At 61.5% G+C, this 23,124-nt stretch carries 16 protein-coding genes; 10 read left to right on the top strand and 6 right to left on the bottom strand.

Features of this window, described 5'->3' with window-relative positions; translation table 11 throughout:
- Positions 1–31 precede the first annotated feature (31 nt).
- Complete coding sequence (locus KF691_00080) at positions 32–1,159, bottom strand: hypothetical protein (protein MBX3387827.1); 1,128 nt, start codon at positions 1,157–1,159, stop codon at positions 32–34.
- 391 nt (positions 1,160–1,550) lie between these two features.
- Here KF691_00080 and KF691_00075 point away from each other — a divergent pair, with 391 nt between their 5' ends.
- Positions 1,551–2,768, top strand: coding sequence for a glycosyltransferase (locus KF691_00075; GenBank protein ID MBX3387826.1), 1,218 nt, complete (start codon positions 1,551–1,553; stop codon positions 2,766–2,768).
- Here the strand turns inward: KF691_00075 and KF691_00070 are convergent.
- The gene (locus KF691_00070; GenBank protein MBX3387825.1) at positions 2,692–3,624 is read right to left on the bottom strand and encodes an NAD(P)/FAD-dependent oxidoreductase; all 933 of its coding nucleotides are present in this window, start codon (positions 3,622–3,624) and stop codon (positions 2,692–2,694) included. The two genes, KF691_00075 and KF691_00070, sit on opposite strands and share 77 nt — an antisense overlap.
- A gap of 369 nt (positions 3,625–3,993) precedes the next feature.
- Between KF691_00070 and KF691_00065 the strand changes: the two genes are divergently transcribed.
- The 5 genes from KF691_00065 (at position 3,994) to KF691_00045 (ending at position 11,597) form a co-directional block, all read left to right on the top strand.
- Positions 3,994–5,046 (top strand): BON domain-containing protein, encoded by a 1,053-nt coding sequence (locus KF691_00065; protein ID MBX3387824.1) that lies wholly within the window; start codon positions 3,994–3,996, stop codon positions 5,044–5,046.
- Between the two features lie 236 nt (positions 5,047–5,282).
- The gene (locus KF691_00060; GenBank protein ID MBX3387823.1) at positions 5,283–6,143 is read left to right on the top strand and encodes a Ku protein; all 861 of its coding nucleotides are present in this window, start codon (positions 5,283–5,285) and stop codon (positions 6,141–6,143) included.
- Between the two features lie 18 nt (positions 6,144–6,161).
- Entirely contained in the window at positions 6,162–8,702 is a 2,541-nt protein-coding gene (gene ligD / locus KF691_00055; protein ID MBX3387822.1) for a DNA ligase D, read from the top strand.
- 129 nt (positions 8,703–8,831) lie between these two features.
- A complete protein-coding gene (locus KF691_00050; GenBank protein MBX3387821.1) occupies positions 8,832–10,178 on the top strand; it encodes a DUF4142 domain-containing protein in 1,347 nt (448 codons plus the stop codon).
- A gap of 300 nt (positions 10,179–10,478) precedes the next feature.
- Complete coding sequence (locus KF691_00045) at positions 10,479–11,597, top strand: Gfo/Idh/MocA family oxidoreductase (protein MBX3387820.1); 1,119 nt, start codon at positions 10,479–10,481, stop codon at positions 11,595–11,597.
- 107 nt (positions 11,598–11,704) lie between these two features.
- On the opposite strand, the gene KF691_00040 is transcribed toward KF691_00045, so the two are convergent.
- Positions 11,705–15,874, bottom strand: coding sequence for a hypothetical protein (locus KF691_00040; protein MBX3387819.1), 4,170 nt, complete (start codon positions 15,872–15,874; stop codon positions 11,705–11,707).
- Between the two features lie 467 nt (positions 15,875–16,341).
- On the opposite strand from KF691_00040, the gene KF691_00035 reads away from it, so the two are divergent.
- From KF691_00035 to KF691_00025, 3 genes are all read left to right on the top strand, one after another.
- Positions 16,342–16,530, top strand: coding sequence for a hypothetical protein (locus KF691_00035; GenBank protein ID MBX3387818.1), 189 nt, complete (start codon positions 16,342–16,344; stop codon positions 16,528–16,530).
- A gap of 13 nt (positions 16,531–16,543) precedes the next feature.
- Positions 16,544–16,846: a hypothetical protein gene (locus tag KF691_00030; GenBank protein MBX3387817.1), complete on the top strand. Its 303-nt coding sequence runs from the start codon at positions 16,544–16,546 to the stop codon at positions 16,844–16,846.
- Positions 16,847–17,022: 176 nt separating this feature from the next.
- Positions 17,023–17,934, top strand: a complete 912-nt coding sequence (locus tag KF691_00025) for an Abi family protein (GenBank protein MBX3387816.1) — start codon at positions 17,023–17,025, stop codon at positions 17,932–17,934.
- 36 nt (positions 17,935–17,970) lie between these two features.
- Here KF691_00025 and KF691_00020 read toward each other — a convergent pair whose 3' ends face one another.
- Entirely contained in the window at positions 17,971–18,423 is a 453-nt protein-coding gene (locus KF691_00020) for a carbohydrate porin (protein ID MBX3387815.1), read from the bottom strand.
- 141 nt (positions 18,424–18,564) lie between these two features.
- Positions 18,565–21,123 (bottom strand): hypothetical protein, encoded by a 2,559-nt coding sequence (locus tag KF691_00015; GenBank protein ID MBX3387814.1) that lies wholly within the window; start codon positions 21,121–21,123, stop codon positions 18,565–18,567.
- A gap of 329 nt (positions 21,124–21,452) precedes the next feature.
- On the opposite strand from KF691_00015, the gene KF691_00010 reads away from it, so the two are divergent.
- Positions 21,453–21,815: an HNH endonuclease gene (locus tag KF691_00010; GenBank protein ID MBX3387813.1), complete on the top strand. Its 363-nt coding sequence runs from the start codon at positions 21,453–21,455 to the stop codon at positions 21,813–21,815.
- A gap of 703 nt (positions 21,816–22,518) precedes the next feature.
- Here the strand turns inward: KF691_00010 and KF691_00005 are convergent.
- On the bottom strand, positions 22,519–23,124 hold a 606-nt coding region (locus KF691_00005), incomplete at its 5' end, for a hypothetical protein (protein MBX3387812.1).

Below are 23,124 nucleotides of genomic sequence, written 5' to 3'. Positions count from 1 at the left end.
TCGTGCCCCGGAATCCGAGGATTAATCCGCTTTACTTCAGGGCCTTCACCGTCGCGGGCGGAACCGCCGTTTCGTCCGCCACCTGGGCCGGGGGTTCGGCGACAAAAGTCGCAAAGGCTGAAGTACCCGAAACGCTGGTGGGAAGACCGGGATAGATCACGTTGTTGATGTAGTCGCGCGCGGTCGTGTCGTAGAAGTTCTGCCAGGCGTTGAGGTCCTCATCGCCATAGAAAAAATCCCAGATCGCCACGCCCGCCGCGCCCGCCTGCCGCGGGATCTCGAGCCCCTGGCGCAGATTGATCGAATTGACAAACTGTCCCGAATAGCCCGACGACGGGTGATACTTGAGCGTGAAGAACGGATAGACCGGCTTTCCACGCGAATTGCGAACGGCTTCGCTGACCATCCCGAGGATGTACGCCTCGTTGCCCGAAGGATCCTGGATATTGCCGCTGGGGGGCGAGCCCACTTTGTATACGGGATAGATCGAAGGGCACACCACATCGACAAGGTCGAAGTACCAGCCAAGATCCTGATCGTGAATCTGCCGGTACTTGTTGAGATCGACGCCGTATTGCGGCACGCCGTTGAAAATCCAGTACGAACGCAGGGGCAATCCGTAGAACGTTATCTTCGCCTTCGGCCGCAAAGCACGCACGTAGCCGACGGTGGCCTCGTAGTACTTGCGCGTCTCCTTCTTGTACTCCGCCTGGATGATGCTGTCCCACTCGCTTGTCGGGTGCCCGGCGAGCAAGTCTGTCCGTTGCGTCTTGATGTAGTTTGTCCAATCCGATTGAACGTTCGGGCTCCACTCCCAACAGGGCCACCACGACTCATAATCCATCATGACGACGCCAGAGAAGTTCGCGTCGGGAACGGTCGCAACAAGATCGGAACTGAACTTCGCCTGGTGCTGGGTGTAGAACGTCGGGTCCGCGGCAATCACATGCGGCCCCGCCGTCGGATACACGCCCATCGCCCCGCCCACGATGTCGTTCACCATCGGGACGCCGCGCCCCTGAATCAGCCCGGCGTTTCGACTCTGGATCGCAAGGTGAACGTCATACGCCGCGCCGGGGCCTGCCAGCGCGATCTGCGACCCGAGCGAGAGCGAGACGATGGCCGCGACGCGGGGGGCCAAATCTAAAGAACGCTTCATCTTTCTAGACTCCCTCCGCTGCGAGCGCCCGCCCGGACGGTGGCCTTGGCGGCTGCAAAAGGAAAATCGGGTGCGATTGCTCGGGCCGCACCACACGAAGGCCCGAGAAAAAAGAGTACGAAATGTGAAAGGTTTATCACAGCAAAAACTGGAAAAACGGACGAAATAGTGATCCGGAAGAACCCCGAATCGAGTACGTGGAGCGCGTGAAATTCGCCAGCAAAAACACCGGCAGGTCGGGTTCACGGCGACCTGTGTCGCCGTTGCGGCTCTCTTGGTCGACTCCCGGCTGCCCCCGGCTTGAGGAACGCCCCCCCCTCTCGACGCGACCCGAACAGTCATCCGGACACGCACCGAAGTTCGGCGACGCGCACACAACAGGCGGCATCGCTTGAAGGCCGCTGCTTCCCAGCCGCACATCCTCATCAACGCGCTCTCCGTCAGCAGCGGGGGAGGGTTCACGGTCTGCCGCGAACTCGTCCGCGGACTCGCTTCCGCGCGCCCCGACTGGAAATTCACAATCGTGATGACCGAGGGCAGCGCCTTCCACGAGCCCATGAAGAGTGAGCGCTTCGGCGAAAACACGAAGATTCTGTGGGCGCCGCCAAAGACCGCGAAGATTCTTTCGCGCGTCCTTTACGAAAACCTTGCGCTTGTGCGCTGGGCGCGCGACAACGCCGTGAGTGCCGTCATCCAGCTCAACGGCCAGAAAGTTGCTCGACTCAAACTACCCACGATCTCGCACGCCCAAGACCCCGTTCCCTATCTCCCCCGCATGTGGCAGAACAAGGGTCTCAAAGCCAGGTTCGGCGCGATGCTCCGCCGCCGAGCCGTCCGTAGCGCGCTCAAACACGCCGACTGCATGGGTTTCACGAGCGCGTACCTGCGCGACCTCATCTGCAATTGGGAAAGAATCTCTCCCGCGCGCACCGAAGTCTTCTACAACGCCGTCCCCGAAGATTGGTGCACCCGTGAAGATTCGCGAATGCCCGCGCTGGCTTCCCGCCCACGCCAGGTGCTCACCGTCAGCGATGTCACGCCCCACAAGCGTCAGCACCTGATCGCCGAAGCTGTCTGCGTGCTCCGCCGCGAGAAAGGCTTCGAAGACATCACCTACCGCGTCGTCGGTCGCATCTTTGATGCCGCCTACGCCGAGAGCATCAACGAGATGGGCCGCGCGATCCGCAGCGCCGATGGCGCAATCGAAAAACCCGTCGTCGAACTCGTCGGCCGTCTCAGCGGCGACGAACTCGCCGCGGCATTCATGCATGCCCGCTGCTTCGCCTTCATGAGCGTCTGCGAGAGTTTCGGCATCCCGCCTCTTGAAGCGATGAGTTTCGGCACGCCGGTCGTTTCGAGCGACTGTTGCGCCATGCCCGAAGTCCTCGGGCCCGCCGCGGCATATGTCAAGATGGACGACGCCCGCCAACTGAAAGATGTGCTTCGGCGCGTCCTGACCGACGACGCCGCGGCGGACGAGATGCGGAAGAAAGGCTTCGAGCAGTTCCGAAAGTTCCGGTGGAACGACACCGTCAAGAAGATGGCGTCGGTGCTCGATGCGATGGTGGAGCAGGCGTCCCCCTCTCTTCGTCCTGCAGCTCGCGATTGATGCCGACCGCCGCCGTCGCGCCCTGCGCCGCCGCCACGATGACAAACTGCACTTCTTTGTCCGCATCACCCGCGAGAAAAAGCCCGGGGATCGTCGTCTGCTGCCGGTCCGCTGTCTTGACGCCGCCGTCATTATCGAACGCGCAGTTGAGAAGTTTCGGAAGCCCCGATCGCTGCACCTGTCCCGTGTTGAAGAACATCGCATCGGCGTTGAGAGGTTCTCCCCGCGCGAAATGCAACGCTCGCAGTTCACCTTCTTCGTGGTGCAGGCGCGTCACCAATTCGCGACGGACCGTAATCCCGTTTTTCTTCGCGATCGCGATGTGCGAATCATCCGCTTCCTCGCCATCCAGACACGCTGTCACATCCGCTGACCATGTCCGCAGCGTCAGCGCGATCCCGATCGCGGCGTTCCCTCTCCCGTACGTCGCGATGCGCTGATCGCGATGTTCATATCCATCGCAGTACGGGCAGTGATGCACAGTCTTCCCGTAACACTCCATGAATCCATCAAGCCGAGGCAAGAGATCGCTCACGCCCGTCGCCAGCAGCACCTTCCGCGCCCGCAGCCCCTCTCCCGATTTCAGCGTCACCAGAAATCCGTTTCCTTCCGGGCACGCGTGCACGACTTCTTCATCGATGCAGCGGATCTGGTATTTCGAAAGGTCTCGTCGCGCCAACTCGCGAAACTCTTTCGGCGGCACCCCGTCCCGCGTCAGAAATCCGTTCATGTTGCGGGCGAACCGGTTCCGCCCGTGCCCGTGATCAATGAGCACGATGTCGCGTCGGCAGCGGGCGAGCACCAACGCCGCGGAAAGCCCGGCCGGACCCGCCCCGATGATGATGACGTCGTGCATAGGTGATTCTTGCATGAGTCTTTGCGAGTACGCATATCACCCGTTGCGGGGAGCACATGGCGTCGCGCAATGCCACTTCCCGGCGCGATTCGCTCGTCATCATTTCTCATGAATCCAGATCCCGCAATCCGGGTACGGCACCGTCGGCGTGCCTTTCGCTTTGCTCGCGAGAGTGATCGGAAACAACGGCACGCGTTGTGAATGCGGATTTACCACTCACTCACTGGGCGGCAAAGGCGCCGCGGTATCCATGGGTGAGTTGTTCGACGGCCCGTTTGGCGCGCCGCGTGAATGCGCGTTCGGTCGTCAGTCAGATTCTGTTACCCGGGGCGATGCCGCGCGCTTCGCGGAGTGTTCAAGGAGTATTTTATGAGCAATCGAAATCGGAACAGGCGGAATCAGTCCGGCGGTCAATACCGTGGCCAACAGGGCAGCCAGTACTGGCCCGAAAATCAGCGCGAGGGCATGCGGGGTTATGGCCAGCAGGATTGGGGCGCCGGCTCGCTTGCGACGGGCTCGATGTACGGCCAATCAGGACGCACGGGCACCCAAGGTGGATATGCCCACGAGCACGAAGACCGTCCGTCTGAATACGGGTCCATGGGCTACGGCCAAAGCCCATATGGACAACGCCGCATGGAGCGAGAGGGCTACGGCCAGACAGGATACGGTCAGAGCAATCGGGGCGATTACTCAGGCCAGTACCCGATGCAGGGGCGCTACTCCGAGCCCTATCGCAACGAGGGTCAGTACTACAACCAAAGTGGAGGCGATTACCGCGATTCCGGACAGTCCTATTCCGGCCAGTATTCGCAAGGTCAACAGCAGAGGCAGTCTTCCTCTCCCTATTCCGGTCAATACGGACAACAAGGTTACGCCGGATATCAATCACGCAGCCATCGCCAGGACGATCTTGACGGCTACGAGAACGATTACTCCGGTCGCCCCATCAGCGGCGCGTACTCGACCGAACAACCCCGGCAAAACTCGGGCAACTCGGGCATCAACTCCGGCTCCTGGCGCTCGAACAACGACGCCTGGAACGGCGGCTCGTATGAGCTTCAACACAATCAGCGCGGCAAGGCCCCGAAGAACTACAGGAAGTCCGACGACCGCGTCCGCGACGATGTCTCCGAGCGCCTCGTTGACGATGGGTATGACTGCAGCGAAGTCGACGTGAACTGCAAAGATGGCATCGTCACGCTTTCGGGCGAGTGCTGCGACCGCGACACCAAACACGGCATGGAGCGCTCCGCATCCGATGTCCATGGAGTGAAAGACGTGGACAATCAGCTGCGCATGAAGCACCGAGACAGTTCGGAGGATTCCGGCTCGAAGAACCGGTCGAGCGCTGAGTCATCCGGCGCCGGCCTTTCGTCCGGCAGCGGCTCCTCCGATTGGAAAAACAAGAACAAGATGTAGTTCGCGTGCTCGAGCCCAGAACCCCGCCCTCCGGATGGTTCTGCCGCCGGAGGGCGGGTCGTTTTTTGAATGAGAACGGCGAGGCGGGCGGAGAAAAAAGCGCACTCCGAAAGCCAATACCAAAGTCGCGGAAGCATCTCCCAAACGAACGCATGACTCCACTTGAGTTCGCTCTCACTCCGCACGCCGCGGCTGATTCATCTTCCCAGCGAATGGTAAAGAGAAGGAGCAACACAATGGCGCGGGCCGTCTGGAAAGGCCACATCACCTTCGGATTGGTGAACGTCCCGGTCAATCTCTTCCCCGCCGAGCAACGCGCCGACCTGCAGTTCCATCTCATCGACAGCCGCGACCACGCGCGCGTCCGCTACGAACGTGTCAACGAAGAGACCGGCGAAGAAGTTCCGTGGGATTCGGTCGTTCGAGGCTTCGAGTACTCGGACGGCAACTACGTCGTCCTCAGCGATGAGGAACTCAAGCGCGCCGCGCCAGAAGCCACCAAATCCGTGGAGATCCAGTCGTTCGTGAAGTCGGGCGACATCGATCCGATTTACTTCGACACGCCCTACTACCTCGAAGCCGGCAAGGGTGGTGAAAAGGGGTATGTCCTCCTGCGCGAGGCGATGAAGGAATCCGGCAAAGTCGGGATCGCCAGGGTCGTCATCCGCACCCGCCAATACATCGCCGCGCTCTCGCCGCGAGGCGATGTCCTGATGCTCGATCTGCTGCGCTATCCCCAGGAAATCCGTTCGACCAAAGAACTGAATGTGCCGGCCGGTTCTGCCAAGTCTCACGGTGTCAGCACGCAGGAACTCAAGATCGCCCGCACGCTCATCGATGCGATGGCCGCCGACTGGAAGCCTTCCGAGTACCACGACACCTACCGCGAGCAACTCATGAAGTGGATCGAGAAGAAGATCGCGTCGGGCAGCACGAAGAAGTCGCCCGCCGCGCCCGAGAAAGAGGAAGAGCCCGCGACCGGACCCATCAATTTCATGGAAGTGCTCAAGAAGAGTCTGGAAAAGAGCGGCACAAAGCAGGGCCGCAAAGCGTCGCCACGGACGGCGAAAAAGCCGGTGCGGCGCAAGGCCGGTTAGCGCCCGGCGGAGGCGATCATGTCGCTGAAGCAGTACGTTCGCAAACGCAACTTCACGAAGACCTCCGAGCCGCGCGGCAAACCGCGCTCAACCGTAAAGAAAAAGTCCGTGCTCGGCTTCGTCGTGCAGAAGCACGATGCATCCCGCCTGCACTACGACTTTCGTCTCGAACTCGGCGGCGTTCTGAAATCATGGGCCGTCCCCAAGGGGCCGTCGCTCGATCCGGCCGAGAAACGCCTCGCCGTCGAGGTCGAAGATCATCCGATCGAATATGGCGAATTCGAGGGTGTCATCCCCTACGGCGAATACGGCGGCGGAACGGTCATGCTCTGGGACCGCGGCACCTGGGAGCCGATCGATCCCGATCCCGCCGCCGCACTCCGAAAAGGCAAATTGACTTTCGCGCTCCACGGAAAGCGTCTCAAAGGCGAGTGGACGCTCGCGCGAATGGGCGGCAGAGCCGCCGGAGAAAAGAAGCACAACTGGCTGCTCATCAAGAAAGACGATCGGCACGCCTCGCACGGGAAGAAGGAACTCGTCTCGCGGGCGCGCACGAGTATCAAATCCAAACGCAACCTCGATGAGATCGCCCGCGCGGGCGGCCAGAAGAGAAAGCGCAGGAGCGAAGGCGATGATGACGACGCGGAGCTGCCCCGCGGCATTTCACCTCAACTCTGCACGCTTTCCGAACATGTTCCGACCGGCGAGAATTGGTTGCACGAGATCAAGTTTGATGGCTACCGCCTCATCGCGCAGCTCCGCCGCGGCGCGGTGCGCCTCATCACCCGCGCCGGCAAAGACTGGACTTCCAAGTTCCGACCGATCGCGCATGCAATCGAGCTTCTTCCCTGCTCGACCGCCGTGCTCGACGGCGAAGCCGTGATTGTCGATGAGGCGGGCAAGACGCACTTCCAATCCCTCCAGCAGGCGATCAAAGAGCGCAAGTTCGCCAATCTTGCGTTCTTCCTCTTTGATCTCCTCTTTCTTGACGGCGACGATCTGCGATCATGTCCGCTCAACGAGCGCAAAGCGGTGTTGAAAAAGCTCCTCGCGAGGTCAAAAGCCGGAAGAGTCCTGCGTTACAGCGATCACGTCACCGGATCGGGCGAAACGGTCCAGCAGCAGGCGTGCCGACTCGGTCTCGAAGGAGTGGTCTCCAAACAGGCCGATGCACCGTACACGAGCGGCCGCTCGCGATCTTGGCTCAAGATCAAATGCGGGAGGCGCCAGGAGTTTGTGATCGTCGGCTACACAGCGCCCGGCGGCGCGCGCAAGCATTTCGGCTCGTTGCTGCTCGGTGCGCACGATCAACAGGGCAAGCTCGTCTACACCGGAAAAGTGGGCACCGGTTTCTCCGACTCCACGCTGCGAGACCTCGGCGCGCGTCTCCAATCGCTGCGCACCGATCATGCGGCGCTCAACGGCAGTGTTCCTCGCGCCGACGCCCGCGGCGCGACATGGGTCAAGCCCGAACTGGTGGGAGAGGTCGCTTTCACCGAATGGACCCAAGATGGAAGACTGCGACACCCTTCTTTCGAAGGATTGCGCGAAGACAAGCCGGCCGGCAAGGTTCGCATCGAGGCGCCCGCGAAGGATCTGGCGGAGGCGGTGGGCATGACAAAGAGCAAGGTTGCTTCGAAAGCACGTCGATCGCCGAGAATTTCTGCGCGGCGCAGCGCCAAAGCGCGGCGCTCCCGCGCAGCCAAGGGCGACTCGGTCGTCGCCGGCATCACGATCACGCACCCCGATCGCGTCATCTACCCCGATTGCGGCGTGACCAAGCTCGACCTCGCGCGCTACTACGAAAAGGTCGCGGATCGCATGCTCCCGTTCATCGCCGACCGACCGCTCAGCGTCGTCCGCTGCGTACGGGGCACCGGGGACCAGTGCTTTTTTCAGAAGCACATCGGCGACACATTCGGCCCCCCCGTCAAGTCAATCCGCGTGCGCAAAAAGAGCGGCTCGGCAGATTACCTCGCGGTCGATTCCGTCGCCGGCCTTGTCACGCTCGCGCAGATGGGAGTCATCGAGATCCACCCTTGGGGCTCGAGCGCCGAAGACCTCGAACATCCCGACGTCCTGATCTTCGATCTCGATCCGGGCGAAAACGTCGCCTTCGGCCGCATCAAAGCCGCGGCACGCGAGATCCGCACGCTGCTCAAGCGCGATGGCCTCGAATCATTCGTGAAGACTTCCGGGGGCAAGGGTCTGCACATACAGGCGCCGCTCGATGCGAGCGCCACGTGGGACGAGGCCAAGGACTACGCGGGCCGCATCGCGCGAGCGCTCGCTTCTGACAGACCGCACGAATATGTCGCGATCATGACCAAGTCGCGCCGCCGCGGCAAGATTTTTGTCGATTATCTCCGCAACGGCCGCGGCGCAACCTCCGTCGCCCCCTATTCCGCCCGCGCGCGTAAAGGCGCGCCGATCTCCATGCCGATCTCGTGGACCAAACTCGCTTCGCTCGAAAGCGCCGCCGAGTTCACCTTGCTCGAAGGATTAGAGACCCAAAATCCCTGGCGCGGTTACTTCGATCTCACGCAGCAACTGCCCTAAGCCAGCCGAGCATTCGCGCCGTCTCTGCATGAGAGTGTTCTTTTGCGGTTGTTTCACGATCCTCTCATGGCTCAACGGGAAGGTGTGATTAGGAAGTTTCGAACTCTTCCGGGAGAAAAGGAAATCGCCATGAACACTCACTTGCGTCGAAACATCACCGTCGCGGCAGCCCTGACGCCCGCCGCACTCCTCGCCGCCTGCAGCTCGTGGAATTCGCAGAGCTACGCGACCCGCGACAACCAAGAAATGAACCGATCCGGCACGTCCGACCCGTACGGTGACGGCGTCTCGGGCGGCCCGGGCTACTACAACGCCGAGAATCGTCTCGCCCGGGGCGACAATCAGCAACACAATTACTACTCGACAACCGACAACTCCGGCAACGTAACACGCTTCGACAACGACAATCGCCAGGACAACAGCTCGAGCCGGTACAACACGGGCGTCTCGCGGAATGAAAACCCCGCCGACGGAACGCTGAACAATCAGAATTTGGCGAAGGGAACCGTTCAGCAATTGCCGCCGCGCGTGATCAATCAGAACGATCCGAACTGGTCGGACCAAAATAGCGGGCAGTATCAGGCCAATCAGGGCAATTGGAATCAGAACAACCAGCCCGGCCGGTATCAGGCCAACCAGTCGTGGAACAACCAATCCAATCAGCCAAATCAATCCGGCTCGAGTCAGTCCTGGAACAACAACCAGATCGCTCGCAACGATCGCAACGCCTCCGCGCAGGATTCATCGCGCGTTGCCGCGGCACAGGCCATCGCTGATCCATCCACAAATCCGAGCAACAGCAACGCCCAGATCGGCGCGACGAATCCGACGCGGAGCGACGAAGCGAACATGCGACGAAACGACGACCGCATGGCCGCCGCCGGCCAGTCGCAACAGAATTATGCGGCCAACACGAACCCCGATGCACGCATCCTCTCGATCCTCCACGTGAAGAATCAGGAAGAGATCGAGATCGGGCGGCTCGCGAACCTTCGGGGCTCCGATGCCGCGGTGCGCGAATACGGCGAGATGCTCGTCCGCGATCACACGAGCGCCGACAGCAAGGTGCGCTCGGTCGCGTCACAGGAAAACATCACGCTTATGAGCGACGCCGAGACCCAGCGTCTTCTGCGCAGCGAGAAGTCCGGCGACAAGTCGGCCTCGAAAGCCGCTGACAACTCCGCCGCGAATTCCGGTCGCGACGCCGAGAAAAATGCGGACGATTCGGACATGCAAAAGCGGCAGAGCCCGATCGAAGAACTCCGCAGCCTGAACGGAGCCGAGTTCGATCGCGTCTTCGCCGAGAAAATGGCCAAGGGTCACGCCAAACTCATCGCCGAAGTCGAGAAGGCCCAGAAGCAGGTGCGAAGCGAGCCGACGAAGCAGCTCCTGACTGAGTTGCTCCCCACGCTTAAGATGCACGAGCGCCTGGCCAAGGAACTGCCGGGCTACACCGAAACCGCGAGTGCGCGCTAATCGCGTCTCACATGTGTGCGGCGGACGCCTCGATCGTTGCCGATCCCGGTCGGCACACGTCGCGGCGTTCGCTGTTCTTGTGCTTCGGGGCCGGCGAGCGGGATTCGAAGTCCGCACTCGCCGGCTGTCGGTGTATGGAGCAAACGCGCGGCCTCGCGCTTCTTGCTCGCGCATGTGGGCGCTTTTAGTCCCGAATCACGCGCGGATAAAGACTTCCTGTCAGTCTCAGGCATCGGCTTTCAGAATTCCGGCAGCGGTCTGGCGTGCAGGTGCTTCTCGCGAAGGTCGAAAAGGTCGCCAATGACAACCAGGCAAAAATCAAGCAAAGTTCGGTACGCGGTCATCGGTCTCGGGCACATCGCCCAGGCCGCGATGTTGCCCGCGTTCTCGCATGCCGGGAACTCCGCACTCGCGGCACTCGTCTCGGGTGACGCGAAGAAGCTCAAGGTGCTCGGCAAGCGGTATCGAGTCGGCGGCCTCTACGACTACGGCGAACTCGAGAAGTGCATCGAGCAGGAAGAGATCGATGCCGTGTACGTCGCGACGCCGAATACGGAACACCTCTCGATCGTGCAGCGGGCGGCGAAGGCGGGGGCGCACGTGCTGTGCGAAAAGCCGCTCGGCGCGACGGAGCGCGAGTGCCGCGCGATGATCGAGGCGTGCGCGCGTAGCGGCGTAAAGCTGATGACGGCGTACCGATTGCACTTCGAGCCCGCCAACCTGAAAGCCTTGGAGGTCGCGAAATCAGGGGAAATCGGCGAGCCGCGCCTGTTCACTTCGTCGTTCAGTTACCAGGTCCGCGATCCTTCGAACATTCGCCTCCAGGATGATGTTGCCGGCGGTCCGCTGCTTGACATCGGCATCTACTGCATTAACGCGGCACGCTCACTTTTTCAGGACGATCCGATCGAGGTGCAGGCGTGGGAGGCAAGTTCGGGCGATCCGCGGTTCCGCGAGGTGAAAGAGACAGTCAGCGCGCTGCTCAGGTTTCCGGGCGATCGGGTTGCACAATTCACGTGCAGCTTCGGCCTTGCGACGACGAGCTGGTTCGAGTTGCTCGGTACCAAGGGCAGAGTTTTTCTCGATCAGGCCTACGAGTATGTCGAGCCGATCGAGGTCACGATCACCGTCAACGAGAAGGCCCGGACATCCACCTTCGCCAAGCGCGATCAGTTCGCCGCGGAAATGGTGTACTTCTCGGAGTGTGTTCTGAACGGGAAAGAGCCGGAGCCGTCGGGGTGGGAGGGGTTGGCGGACGTGCGAGTCATCGAGGCCTTGAAGCAGTCGATCGAGCGCGGCAAACCGATGAAGATCGCGCCCGTGCGGCACGCGCAACATCCCTCTCCTCGCCAAACCCTGAAAAGACCGCCCGTGCGACGCGAGCCGAAGCTTGTCAAGGCGAGTGCGGCGTCGGGTTGAGCGCGGCTGCTTGGCGTGTTCCGTTGAGCGCCCCAGTCGGAGCCGGGGCGAATGGTCGGCCGCGCGGGAGGTTATCCGTGCGGAAGCCGCCGCCGGCGATCGCCGCCTCACGGGCAGATCAGCGCGTCGTATGCGGGGACGAAGAGCTGGAAGTCGGCGTCATCGACGACAGCATCGCTGTTGAGGTCTGCCGGGCACCCGACCGGCATGGCGGCGTCGGCGCAGTCGAGGATGTTGTAACCCGCGAGGAAGAGAACAAAGTCGGCGTCGTCGACAAAGCCGTCGCCGTTGAGATCCCCGGCGCAGACGCTGAGTGTGGCCGGATCGCTGAGGGCGCTGCCGCAGGAGTTGGAAACGAGCGCGTCGTACGAGCCGGCATCGGCCGGGTGCGCGTTGTGGATGGTGAGAGTCTTGGTTTTGCTTCCAGAGATTGTGGAGCCAGAAGGTGTCGGGCCGTCCGAAAGCGGGTTGCCGTCCCTCCGCCATTGATACGCCGCGTCACCGGGAGCGGCGAGCAGGGTGAATACTGCATCGGGATTCGCGCTCGTGCTTTCGGGCTGCTGCGTGATGGCTGGTGATGTGCCGGATGCGGTGGAGGCGACGAGGCGGAGCGCAGAGACGAAGATGTTTTGCGTGATGCCCATGTTTTGCGGGCTGGCATCGAAACAGATATCGGAGAACGCGCCCGTGATTGGATTTCCGAAGATGAAGGGAGTGAAGATGGTGCCCGCGGAGGGGGAATAGGGCGGGATGAATGTGCCGCGGAGATGTCCGGCGACGGACGAGGCGGTTGTGGGCTTGATTCGGCCGAACTGCGCGACATTAACGCCCTTGATCTCGGTGCGGACGGTTCCGGCGGGGTTGAGGACGAGTGCGCCGGTGATGGCGAAGACGCCGTCCGCGGCGAGATCGATCGTGCCGTTGTTGGTGAGCGTGCCGCCGACGGGCGTGGTAGTCAGGGTGTTGGCGGCGATTCGAAGCGTTCCGTCGTTGGTTGTGAGCGTGTTGATCGTGGGGATCGCCCCGACCGGACTGGCGATGTTCATGACGGCGCCGGGGCCGAGGGTGCGGATGACGCGCGAGCCGAGCGTGAGCGAGCCGCCTTTGGCGATCCATGTGCCGCCGGAAAGGGTGAAAGTGGCGGCGTTGTAATTCTGGAGCGTGGTCGGGTTGATCGAGAGCGAGCCGGCGATGGACTCGATCGTGCCGGAGTTGAGGAAGCTGCCGCTGCCCCCGACGGAGAGTGTGGTGGCGGGCATCTGCATGGAGATGGTTCCGAAGTTAGTCATGGTCGAGAAGGAGGCGAGGGTAATTCGACCTCCGAGGCGGCTGTTGGTGGGGCAGATGAGGGAGACGCCGCTGGCGACCGTGAGCGACGCGTTGCTGAGAAGCTGAATCGATCCGGTGGCGACGTCGAGATTTCGGAACGAGATCTTGCCGTTGCCTGCAATCGACTGAGCTCCGGAAGCGACGTATAGGACGGCAGGCCCGCAGGACGCGCCGCTCTCGAGTGAGAGTTCCGCGCCGTCGGAGAGCGTCAATCCGTTCGTCAGCGTGATGTCGCAGCACGTTCCGGCAAGCATCGTTCCCGCCAGCGTGCAACCATTCAGGTTCAGGAATTGGCCACTGCCGGTGGCTATGCGAAAGGCGGTTCCGTCGTAGGCGCGGAGCGTGGCGTTGGTGAGAGTTGCGCGATCGAGGAAGATGTCGCCGGTGGACGCGTCGGCGGTGATGAGCGCGCCCGCTGGGAGCGTTCCCGAATAAGTCTGGGGGCTGGAGACGGTCGAGATATTTCCGAGGGATGGAAATACGCCGGAAATGGTCCAAGGGCTTGAATTGAGCACGAACGTGCCGGCGTTGGACCATGTCCCGGAAAGAGACATGGCGCCATTGGTGACAGTTATTACGGAGTTGTTTTTCCAAGTTCCGCCGAGCGAGAGCGAGCCTTGACTGTTAATAGGCTCGTCGATGTTGTAATCGCCTTGAACCTTGAGCGATGCCCCGGGAGCAACGAGCGCGGTGCCGAGGGAGCCCGACTGATTGCGGATGTCGAGCGTGCCCGACTCGGCGTGGAGAATTCCTTCGTTCTCAAAAAGACCCGCGCCGGCGATCTGGATCGTGCAGCCGAGCTGATGCACTGCGACGACGCCCTTGTTGGTCACGGAGCAACCGGTGGGTATCGTGACATTCGAAGTGAACGGAGAGAAAGCGTTTGGTCCGAGTGCGAGCGTGACACCGGGGCCGACCGTGAGACTCGAGTTGTTGCTAAGTTTGAGCAACGAAGTCCCGTTCAGGGCGACGATCGATCCGGAGCCCGTGATGGTTGAAACGCCGCTGTCGCAAATCAGTCCATCGGAGTATCCGAACGCGACGACGGCTCCCATTGTGATCGCAATGTTGTTGGCGAGCGTGAGATTGCCGTTGATGCGAATATGCCCGCCGGGAAGGACCTGCATGTCGGATGCAATGGAGCAGTTGGTCAAGCGGAAAGCTCGAACGATCAACTGCGCCTGCTGTGAGGCGGCAAATGTGGTTCCTGTCCAGCTACCCGCGAGCGTGAGGTCACCGGTCTGAGCGTTGGCGATCAGGGAGCTACCGAGATAATTGCTCGGCGCCACTTCCACGGTGCCGCCGGTGCGGGCGACCGTCCCGAGAGCGGAAAAATCGCCACCGAAGCTGAGCGTGGTATTGACGGAAGTCACATTGCCGGAATTGGTCCAAGCGCCCCGGAAATCGAGCTTGCCGCCGGTCGATGTGATGTCGGCGTTGTTGATCCAGTTGGTAGAGGAGAGCGAAGCGGTGGAGTTGTCGAACGTGGCGGAGCCGTCGTTGGCCCAGCTGGCCCCGCTGCTCGTAAAAGTAGAACCGTTGCAGGCGATGGAGCCGGCATTGATCCAGTTGCCGGCATTGATCGTGGCGACTGCGCCCGGGCCGAAGGCGATCGTGCCGTTGTTGATGAAGGTGGCGCCCGATGCGGAGGCATCAAGCGTGAAGATGACGGCATCGGCGGTGATCGCGCCGTTGTTCACGAGCACGCTGTCCGCCAGCATCTGCAATTTCGTTCGCGGCTGTGCGGCGGGCGCGACGATTGTGATGCCGGAGTCGAGCGTCACTGACGCAGACTGGGCAATCACGAGCGCCACGTCGCTGGAGTCTGTTTCGCTGCCTTGAAGCCGAATCTTCCCGTTGCCCGAGATGAGTTGCGGACCGCCGGACAGGGTGATCTTCGCGTTCGTGCACGTGCTGCCGGTGCGGAGAATGGCGCCGTTGGCAAACGTCAGTCCGTCCTGGATCGTGATGAACGCGCACGCACCGATGACGTTCGCGCCGATCGTGCATCCTTTGAGCGTGCAGCTTCCGTCGATGGACAAGTCGGTGCCGTCAGCGGAAACCAGAGCGCAGTTCGTGAGCACCGCGTTCTGAAACGTGATTGCGCCAGTCACGGCCGACGCCGATATCGTCGCACCCGTCCCGGCTCCCGACACAATCACCGACCCGCCCGAATTCACGATCGATCCCAGCGATGAAAAAGCGCCCGCGAGCGTGACAACCGCCCCCGCTTCGACCTCAATCTGCCCAGTGCTCGACCACGCGCCCGCCGCCAACGCCAGGGTTCCCGCGCCAGCGTGCAGCGTCCCTCCGTTGCTGAACGTCCCCGGCCCGTTGATGTTCAACGTGCGCCCCACCTGCTCAACGCCGATCGTGCCGCTGCTATTGAGCGTGGCCCCGCTCTCGATCCGGATGGCCGCGGCAGAGCCGGTTCCGCCCGCCCCGTAGGTCACCGCGACACCCGCCTCAATCCCCAGGCTGCACCCGTTCTGCACGGAGATCGCGATGCCACCGTTCCCCTCGCTCGAAATAAAGATGCTCCCCGTTCCCGCGATGGACTGCGTCCCGCCACTAAAGATGAGGCCGGTGCACCCGCCCGTGTTGTCGATCTGCACGATCGCGCCCGATTGGAGTTGCATGCCCGCGGTGAGATTGATCGTGCTGCAACCGGGAATAAAGAGATTGCGGGAGGTGGTGATCGATCGCACGCTGGCGCCGCTGACGGTAATCGTCCCTGCCCCAGCCGGAATCACGCAGTCGTTGGCTGCGCCGGGAAGTTGAGCGGGCGACCAGTTCCCCGCAAGGTTGAACGTCGTGCCATCGCCCGCGCCCGTCCATGTCAGTGTCTGCGCACGCGCGCCCAGGCACGGCAAGAACGCGATGAGCGCTGCGAGCAGCACCGATCGCGCTGTGAAGCCCGAAATCCGCGGCACGTGAAGTGAAATCATGAGTGCATCAGAATACTCGCAATTGCGTATCCGAGAGCGATCGAATACATGATTCGGAAGCGCCGCTCACCTGCGAAACAGGCCGGGCGTGCGCGGCCCGACGGTCTTATAACCAGCGTGTTCGATGAGCGACCCCGCGCGTGCCGCGCCCGGGAGCCCCGAGGGAGGGGGTTGGGGGTGGGTGGAGTGGGTGGGTGTGGAAAATGTGAAAGCGAGCGGCATGTCAGTTCACCGCCGCTCGTGGCATCACCCTTCGGGGCGATGGTCTCGCGCATACCGCCGCGTGTGTATCACTCTTCCGCGCGATGCCCTCGCCTTCGTTCTGTTCGAGACTCGGCGTCCAAAGTCAAACTATGCCTCATGACCCGCGCGTGCCGCGCTCTGGAGCCCCCTTCCCGAGGGAGGGGGTTGGTGGGGGTGGGTGGTGGGCGGAGTGGGCGGGGTGGGCGGGGTGGGTGATTGAGGCGATGGAAACCTGCCAAGTCCCGCCTCAGGATCGCTGCACCGTGATCCGCTATCAGCTTGAACATCCGGAAGAGCCGGTCTGGTGCGAGATCGGCCCCGAGCACGAGTCGCTGCAGTTTGGAACGGGAAAGGGAATCGTCCTGCGCTGGCAGAAGGGCAAGCCGGTGGAAGCGGTAGATACGTCAGAGTGAGGCGCAAAAGCGAATGCGGCCTGCAGCGATGCGGACTGATGCGACGCGCGAATCGCTCGGGCGATCTGAACCCGACGGCGCTGTCGATGATGCCGATTTCGCGCTCTTCGTTCAGGGGTACAACATGATCGATTTCGCCGACCCGGCAATCCTGCCGCCGTGGGGAGCGGATAAGAATGCGGATCTGTTGAGGATGATGCAGATTTCGTGGTGTTTGTCGGTGCGTACAACCGGCCGCGGTGTGAGTGAAGGGCTGCCCTTGTTCGTGTCCGCAAACCAGATCCAGCCCCTTGAAAAGGCCGTTTCCAAGCCATGAAAAGCACTGAGTTTAAGAAGTGTGGGCAATTTTGACGATCATGCTTGGGCAGGAATTCGAGTTACCCGTATACTTGTAGTAACACACCCGTCACGCCTCTGGTTCGCAAGAGCTAAGCGCAATTTGGACGGGTTTTTTTATGCGCCGAATTGCTGGAGCGTGACGGAGCGCTGTGAATGAGCGGTACCCCGAATTCGCTGACGCTTCGCTCGTTCAACAAGCCGTGGCTTTCTTGCGCGGATCAAGTTCGACTTCTTGAATCTCGGGGCATGGTGATTGCCAATCGCGCACAGGCGGAGGAGTTTTTTGCGCATGTCAACTACTACAGGCTCAGTGGGTATTGCCTGGCTTTCGAACAGTCACGCCACACGTTTGCGCCGGGCACATCCTTTGAAGCGGTTCGCTACGCTTATGAATTCGATTGGTCGCTTCGCGACCTCTTGAACGAGGCCCTCGAAGTAATCGAGGTCGATCTTCGTGCCGCGACGGCGCACCACTTCGGCAAGCAATACGGCGCATTCGGTCACACCGTCAACGGGAATTTTTACAAGTTCTTCGACCTCACGAAAATCCGAGATGAAACGACGAGGTCCAGCGAGCCATTCGTGCAGCACTTTCGGGCGACGTACCTCGAGTATCCGGATCTGCCCGTGTGGACCGTGACGGAAATCATGTCCTTTGGAACGCTTTCAAAGATGATCAACAGCATGCATCGGCGCGATCAAATTGCCCTTGCAACGCGGTATGGGCAGTTTCACTCGGTGTTTGTGAGCTGGGCGCACCACATGCTGTACATTCGAAATCTCTGCGCACATCACGCACGTGTGTGGGATCGCGCCTGGCCGATCAAGCCGATCCTGCCGCGCGATCCGGCGTGGGCTCCGCCCCTCTTGCCGCAGGGAGATCGCGTGATGGCGACACTGCTCGTTCTGGCTTCCATGTTGAAAGGGTGCCCGACGGCCACGTCATTCAGAATTCAGTGGATCAGCAGAATCAAAAATCTGTTGGCAAAGCCGCCCGCGTGCAAAGACCCGCTGTTCAGGATGGGATTGACCGCGAAGTGGTTTGAGCATCCGGCGTGGCGGTAGATCGAACCGAGTATGTGAATACTGACTGATTAGGCATTAGGCGTGTTGGATTGTGCGGATGCGGCGATGATGCCGCCATGCGAAGCGCATCTGAACGGGGATCTGTTTGTGGATGACAGCGACTTCGTGGTGTTTGTGGGGGGATACAACGAACTGGTGTGCGAGTAGGCGGTTGGGGGTGGAGTGGGGCGGAGTGGGCGGGGGTGGGTGTGGAAAGTGTGAAAGCGAGCGGCACGTGAGTTCACCGCCGTTCGCGGCATCGATCAGGTGGAACGTGCTCCCGCCGAACACCTGTTGCACCGTGAACACGTTCCCGATGCAAACACCTGACACGCTCGAGCCCGAACGCTGGCTCATGTTGAGCAGAAACGAAGCGCCGTCGATTCCGAAGATTTTTTCGAGATCAAGATGGAAGTCGAGGCCGAGGTTGTCGGCGTGGATAAATCCCTGGTCGCGCCCGCCGCTCACGTTGCCCGCGCGGTTGGTCACGAACAGAGCGTCGTGGTCACGCCGTTGTCTTGCGGCGGATCGCACTTGCCCGCCTGTTCACGGACTGTCGGTACTGTATTCGTCCTGGGTTCTCCCTTGACTCGGCCTCAGCAGTCGTTGGCGAACTTTGTGTCCATTTTTTCAGGTGCACTCCACGCCGCTGTAGGCGAGAATGAAGATCTGGAAATCCTGATCGTCGACGACACCATCGGCCGTAAGGTCTGTGGGGCAGATGTCGGGGTCGGCACAGAGAACTTCGTCATAGGCGGGAGCGAAGATCGCGAAATCGCCATCGTCGACCTGGCCGTCGCAGTTGAAGTCGGCGATGCAGCAGGCAGGGGGGAGCTGGCAGGCGAGCGGGACGATATCGGCGGGTTCATAGATGCCGTCACCATCGGTGTCGGTCGAGAGGCGCAGGAATGTCAAGCCGAGCGCGTCAACCTCGCGGAAGCTCGCTTCCACGATGATCTCTATTTCGGAGCCGAGAGGAACGGAAGCTTCGTCTTCGACTGGTTCGCCGGGCAACAAGCCATTCAGCGCGAGGTACTGACTGACGAGGCCATCCGGACCGATCGCCTCGATGCGGTAGCGGAGGAAGGCGGACTTGATGCTTTCGTTGCCGATGTGGAAAGCGACGTTGGTGCTGCCGCCCAGCGGGACTTGCACGGCAAGCGTGGCGATTCCGTTCGAGCAAGCGATGTCGGGGCGATACGTGACTTTGCCGGTGGATGAAGTTGTTGGGACGGGCTGGGTCGCGGTAACGAGATAGCAAGTCGTGGAGCCGGTTGTCGTCAGGCTCGCCGGTTTTGTCGCGGTCATCCAGACCGGCACGGTGATCCCGGAGCCGACAAATGTTGGCGGGAAGGCGACTGCGGTTGGGAAGAGAGGAGTTCCGCAGCTGTTGGTCGGGCCGAAGTTGCCGGTGAATGTTGCGCCGGTTGCGGCGAAGTTAAAGAGGTAAGCGCCGACGGTGGTGGTCGTTGAACTGCCGCAGAAGATCGTGTCGGGATAGGCCTGGACGAACTGCTTGCATTTGCCGAGCATTTTCGCGTTGTAGATATCGAAGACTTCGGTAGGCGGGAGAACGCGGCGGAAGACTTCGACTTCGTCGATGAAGCCGAAGAAATAGCCGCCGAGGGTCGCGGGTGCGGCGCCGACGTTGAAGGCGGAGATATTCGAGAGCGAACCCTGGCGCCCGGTTGGATTGAAATTGCCGGCGAAAGTGCCGTCGATGTAGAACGTGCCGCCGTTAGTCAGCTTGCGAGCGACGGTGACGGCGAGGTGATGCCAGCCGGTGTGGAACAGCGTGGGACTGATCCAGCTATTGGCGCCGCCATCGGCGAGCTGGATGCCGAACTGATAACCCGCGGCGCCGCGCACCAGGAAGGTGAGGTATCCGACGGTGGAGGCGCCGGATTGACGGCGCTTGTCGGTCAGAACGAAAAAGCTGCTGTTGGTGTCTTCGGTGACGAAGACCCAGGCATCGATCGAGAGATCGCCTTCGGCGATATCGACGAGGCTGTGATTCATGACGGAGACGTACTGATTGACTCCGTTGAAGTAGAGGCAGTTGTTGACATACGAGCCGAAACTGAGCGCGGGGCCGAGCGCGACGCTCGGGCGGACGACGCCGCCATAGCCGGAGACGACGTTGCGGGTGACGCCCAGCGAGTTCAACTGATCGAACGGGAGCCAGAGCGCCATGTTGTTGGGCGGGTTGAGACACCGCGGTCCGGGGAAGCAGTCTCCGGGCGTCGAGATGGTCCAGATCTGCGTGAGGCGACGCGACTGTCCGGCCCCTATCACAAGAGCGTGCGCGAAATCGCGACCGAACCAGGAAAGACCGGCGGTATCGGCCGGGGTCTGCGCCGAGGGCACGTAATTGAAAACGGCGTTGTATGACGAAGGCCACGAGGCAAAGCAGTATTCATCGGGCACGGTGACGGGGAGTGAAGGGATGAAGCCCGGATCGAACTTGAGCGCCAAGAGAACTTCGTAATTGTGTGTGCCGGAAAGCCGCACGCGCGCGATATCGGCGGTTACGGGTTTGTGGGAGAATTCCGTGCCGGTGAAGGGGACGATGGTGGTGAGCGGGCAGCCGGCATCGAGCTGGTTGCCGGGCCCATCGTCGAGCGATCCGTTGGGGCGGGTCATATCCCAGTCGTAGAGATTTCGCCAGCCGACGCGCGCGGTGGAGGAACCGATGTTCTTGATTTCAACCGTGTGGTAGATCGCGGAGTTGGCGGTGGTCGGCAGACCGATGGGAACAACGATGACATCCTGCGTTATTTCGAGGCCTTCGGCCGGGATGCGCCACTGCGTGCGATAGCCCTTGCCGGTCGCGACGATCGACGCGGGACTTGTGCCCTGGGCGATGACGAATGGATCGAGATTTGTCCCGCCACCGGAGCCGCGGAAGGAATAGTCTTTTTTCAAAGTCCCCGTGGAGGTGTAGACACGAAGGCTCGAGTAGTTGGTGCCGGTGAAAGAACCGCGGTATGTCAGATCGTTTCCGGCGCCGGTCGTATGGGCCGTGCCGGTGATGGCGTTCCATGAGCCAATGGAAGAGGCTGTCTCGACGTGAGCATCATAAATCGTATTGGTCACAGTGACGATGGCGGCGGGGCTTGCAGCGCAGAGAAGCAGCGGCAGGACGAGAGGCAAGAGCGGTGTTCGCGTGATTCGTGCGATATTGGGCACGAACGATGCACCGCGCCGAGCGTTCGCGCCGCAACGGCCTGCAAAACGCCCAAACGCGCTGCGAGGAGCGATCAGCGAGAAGCCTGCGATCATGTCAAACCCCCTTACCAAACGTGCCCGCCAAAGGCACGAATCTCAAGCTCGGCATCCGAGCGCCCGGAGACTACTTGATATATCTTCGCTCCGCAAGCATGAATCTCAATATTGTTCGTTTGAATATGCAGGTTCTATTTCTATTCGGTTGTCGCCATTTCTTACGCGAGGGAAGTCGTGCGAGGCTTTGGAGTCATGGCGCGGCGGGGCGGTCCTTTCCCGTGTCGCCCGTGCTCATGTCGGCCGCCTCCGCCATTTCACGCGATGGTCCGACCGAAGTCGTGATGACGGTGAAGCAGAGGCGGGGGCAGCGGTTCTTTCGCGCTTCGGTGCTGGCGGGGCACGATGGGAAATGCTGCATCACCGGCATCACGCATCCGGAAATGTTGCGGGCGAGCCACATCGTGCCGTGGAAAGACGATGCGAAGCTGCGGCTGAATCCGCGGAACGGGCTTTGCCTCAACGCGCTGCACGATGCGGCATTCGATCGCGGGCTCTTCACGCTGACGGATGCGTGCGAAGTGCGGCATGCGAAAAGACTGAAGAAGGGATTGCCGCGGGAAGTGTGGGACGGGATGTTCGCGAAGCACGAGGGGTAGGAAGTGCGGATGCCCGAGCGGTTCCGGCCCGAGGCGGCGTACTTGAAGTTTCACCGGGAGCGGGTGTTCTGCGGGTAGGTGCGAGGGGATTGGAAAAGGCGGGGCGCTTGGTTTGTGCCGCGGACGCGGGAGGAAGTGAGTGCGGAATGGAGGCCAAGACGCTTTGTTTGTGCCGCTGACGCGGCAGGGATCGCGGCACGCCCACAACCTACTCAAATTCTCCGCTGCCGCCTTTCTCCGTGTTCTTTCTCCGTGGTCCCCCGTGTTAAATGTCCTCGGCCTTTCCGCTGCCTTATTCGTGCCGCCGAGGCGGCAGAGCCCGGGCCGCGAGCCCTGTTCCGCGGCCGCCTGCAGATGTATTCACTTGTCAAAGAAACCATCCATCACGCAAAGCGCCACAATCCGACCCGCCCTTCGCCCTTCGCCCTTCGCCCTTCGCCCTTCGCCCTTCGCCCTTCGCCCTTCGCCCTTCGCCCTTCGCCCTTCGCCCTTCGCCCTTCGCCCTTCGCCCTTCGCCCTTCGCCCTTCGCCCTTCGCCCTTCGCCCTTCGCCCTCCGCCCCTTGCCCTTCGCCATCCGCCATTTGCCATTTGCTATTTGCTATTTGCTATTTGCCCTTTGTCACCCGCCATCCGCCATTTGCCATTTGCCATTTGCTATTTGTCCTCCCCTAATGCCCAATGCCTGATGCCATTTGCCTTCCCCTAGTGCCTTTGCTTCTCTCTCTTCTCCTTCAAAACCTTCTCCAGCGACATCACCTCCAGCCCCTTCGGCGGCACATCGTCCCGCCAGCACACAACCAGGTCGCACCCCTCCACCGGATGCTCGAACCGGCTCGACAGAAACTCGAACTCGATCCGCACACGCTGCCACGAGTTCACGCCCACCCGCCGCTTCCCTTCACAATCCGGATACCCCATCCGCACGTTCTCGATGATGAAGCCGAGTTCTTCCGCCATCATCCCGAACAGCAGCACCACGCCCTGCTCGTTCGTCGGCTCGTGCAGCATCGCGCGATAGTTGATCACCGTCCCGCAGATCGGAAAGTCCGGACTCGGCTTGTACGTCACCATGTTCTGCCGCTCCACCAGCGCCCGCAGCGCCGCCGGCCACTTTTCTTTGCCCCCCGAGCGTTCCACAAACGCCGCCTGCGCGCCGCTCCACGATTTGAACGCCTGCTTGAACGTGTGGTAACTGAACAGCCCCTGATCGATGTACTCGCCGATCGTCGGGAATCGCCCCAGCCGGCCGACCGCGCGCCCGAAATCCTCGAGCATTTCTTCCTTGCGCTCGCCATCAATGTTCCGCCC

This window comes from Phycisphaeraceae bacterium (assembly GCA_019636555.1).
Classification (GTDB): Bacteria; Planctomycetota; Phycisphaerae; order Phycisphaerales; family UBA1924; genus JAFEBO01.
The sequence above is the reverse complement of the archived record's forward strand: the minus strand, read 5'-3'. Positions and strand labels throughout refer to the sequence as shown.

Coding starts and splice junctions, on each gene's coding strand:
- KF691_00080 (MBX3387827.1), bottom strand. CDS start 1,159: ATGAAGCGTTCTTTAGATTTGGCCCCCCGCGTCGCGGCCATCGTCTCG.
- KF691_00070 (MBX3387825.1), bottom strand. CDS start 3,624: ATGCACGACGTCATCATCATCGGGGCGGGTCCGGCCGGGCTTTCCGCG.
- KF691_00065 (MBX3387824.1), top strand. CDS start 3,994: ATGAGCAATCGAAATCGGAACAGGCGGAATCAGTCCGGCGGTCAATAC.
- KF691_00060 (MBX3387823.1), top strand. CDS start 5,283: ATGGCGCGGGCCGTCTGGAAAGGCCACATCACCTTCGGATTGGTGAAC.
- ligD (MBX3387822.1), top strand. CDS start 6,162: ATGTCGCTGAAGCAGTACGTTCGCAAACGCAACTTCACGAAGACCTCC.
- KF691_00050 (MBX3387821.1), top strand. CDS start 8,832: ATGAACACTCACTTGCGTCGAAACATCACCGTCGCGGCAGCCCTGACG.
- KF691_00045 (MBX3387820.1), top strand. CDS start 10,479: ATGACAACCAGGCAAAAATCAAGCAAAGTTCGGTACGCGGTCATCGGT.
- KF691_00040 (MBX3387819.1), bottom strand. CDS start 15,874: ATGATTTCACTTCACGTGCCGCGGATTTCGGGCTTCACAGCGCGATCG.
- KF691_00035 (MBX3387818.1), top strand. CDS start 16,342: ATGGAAACCTGCCAAGTCCCGCCTCAGGATCGCTGCACCGTGATCCGC.
- KF691_00030 (MBX3387817.1), top strand. CDS start 16,544: ATGCGGCCTGCAGCGATGCGGACTGATGCGACGCGCGAATCGCTCGGG.
- KF691_00025 (MBX3387816.1), top strand. CDS start 17,023: ATGAGCGGTACCCCGAATTCGCTGACGCTTCGCTCGTTCAACAAGCCG.
- KF691_00010 (MBX3387813.1), top strand. CDS start 21,453: ATGTCGGCCGCCTCCGCCATTTCACGCGATGGTCCGACCGAAGTCGTG.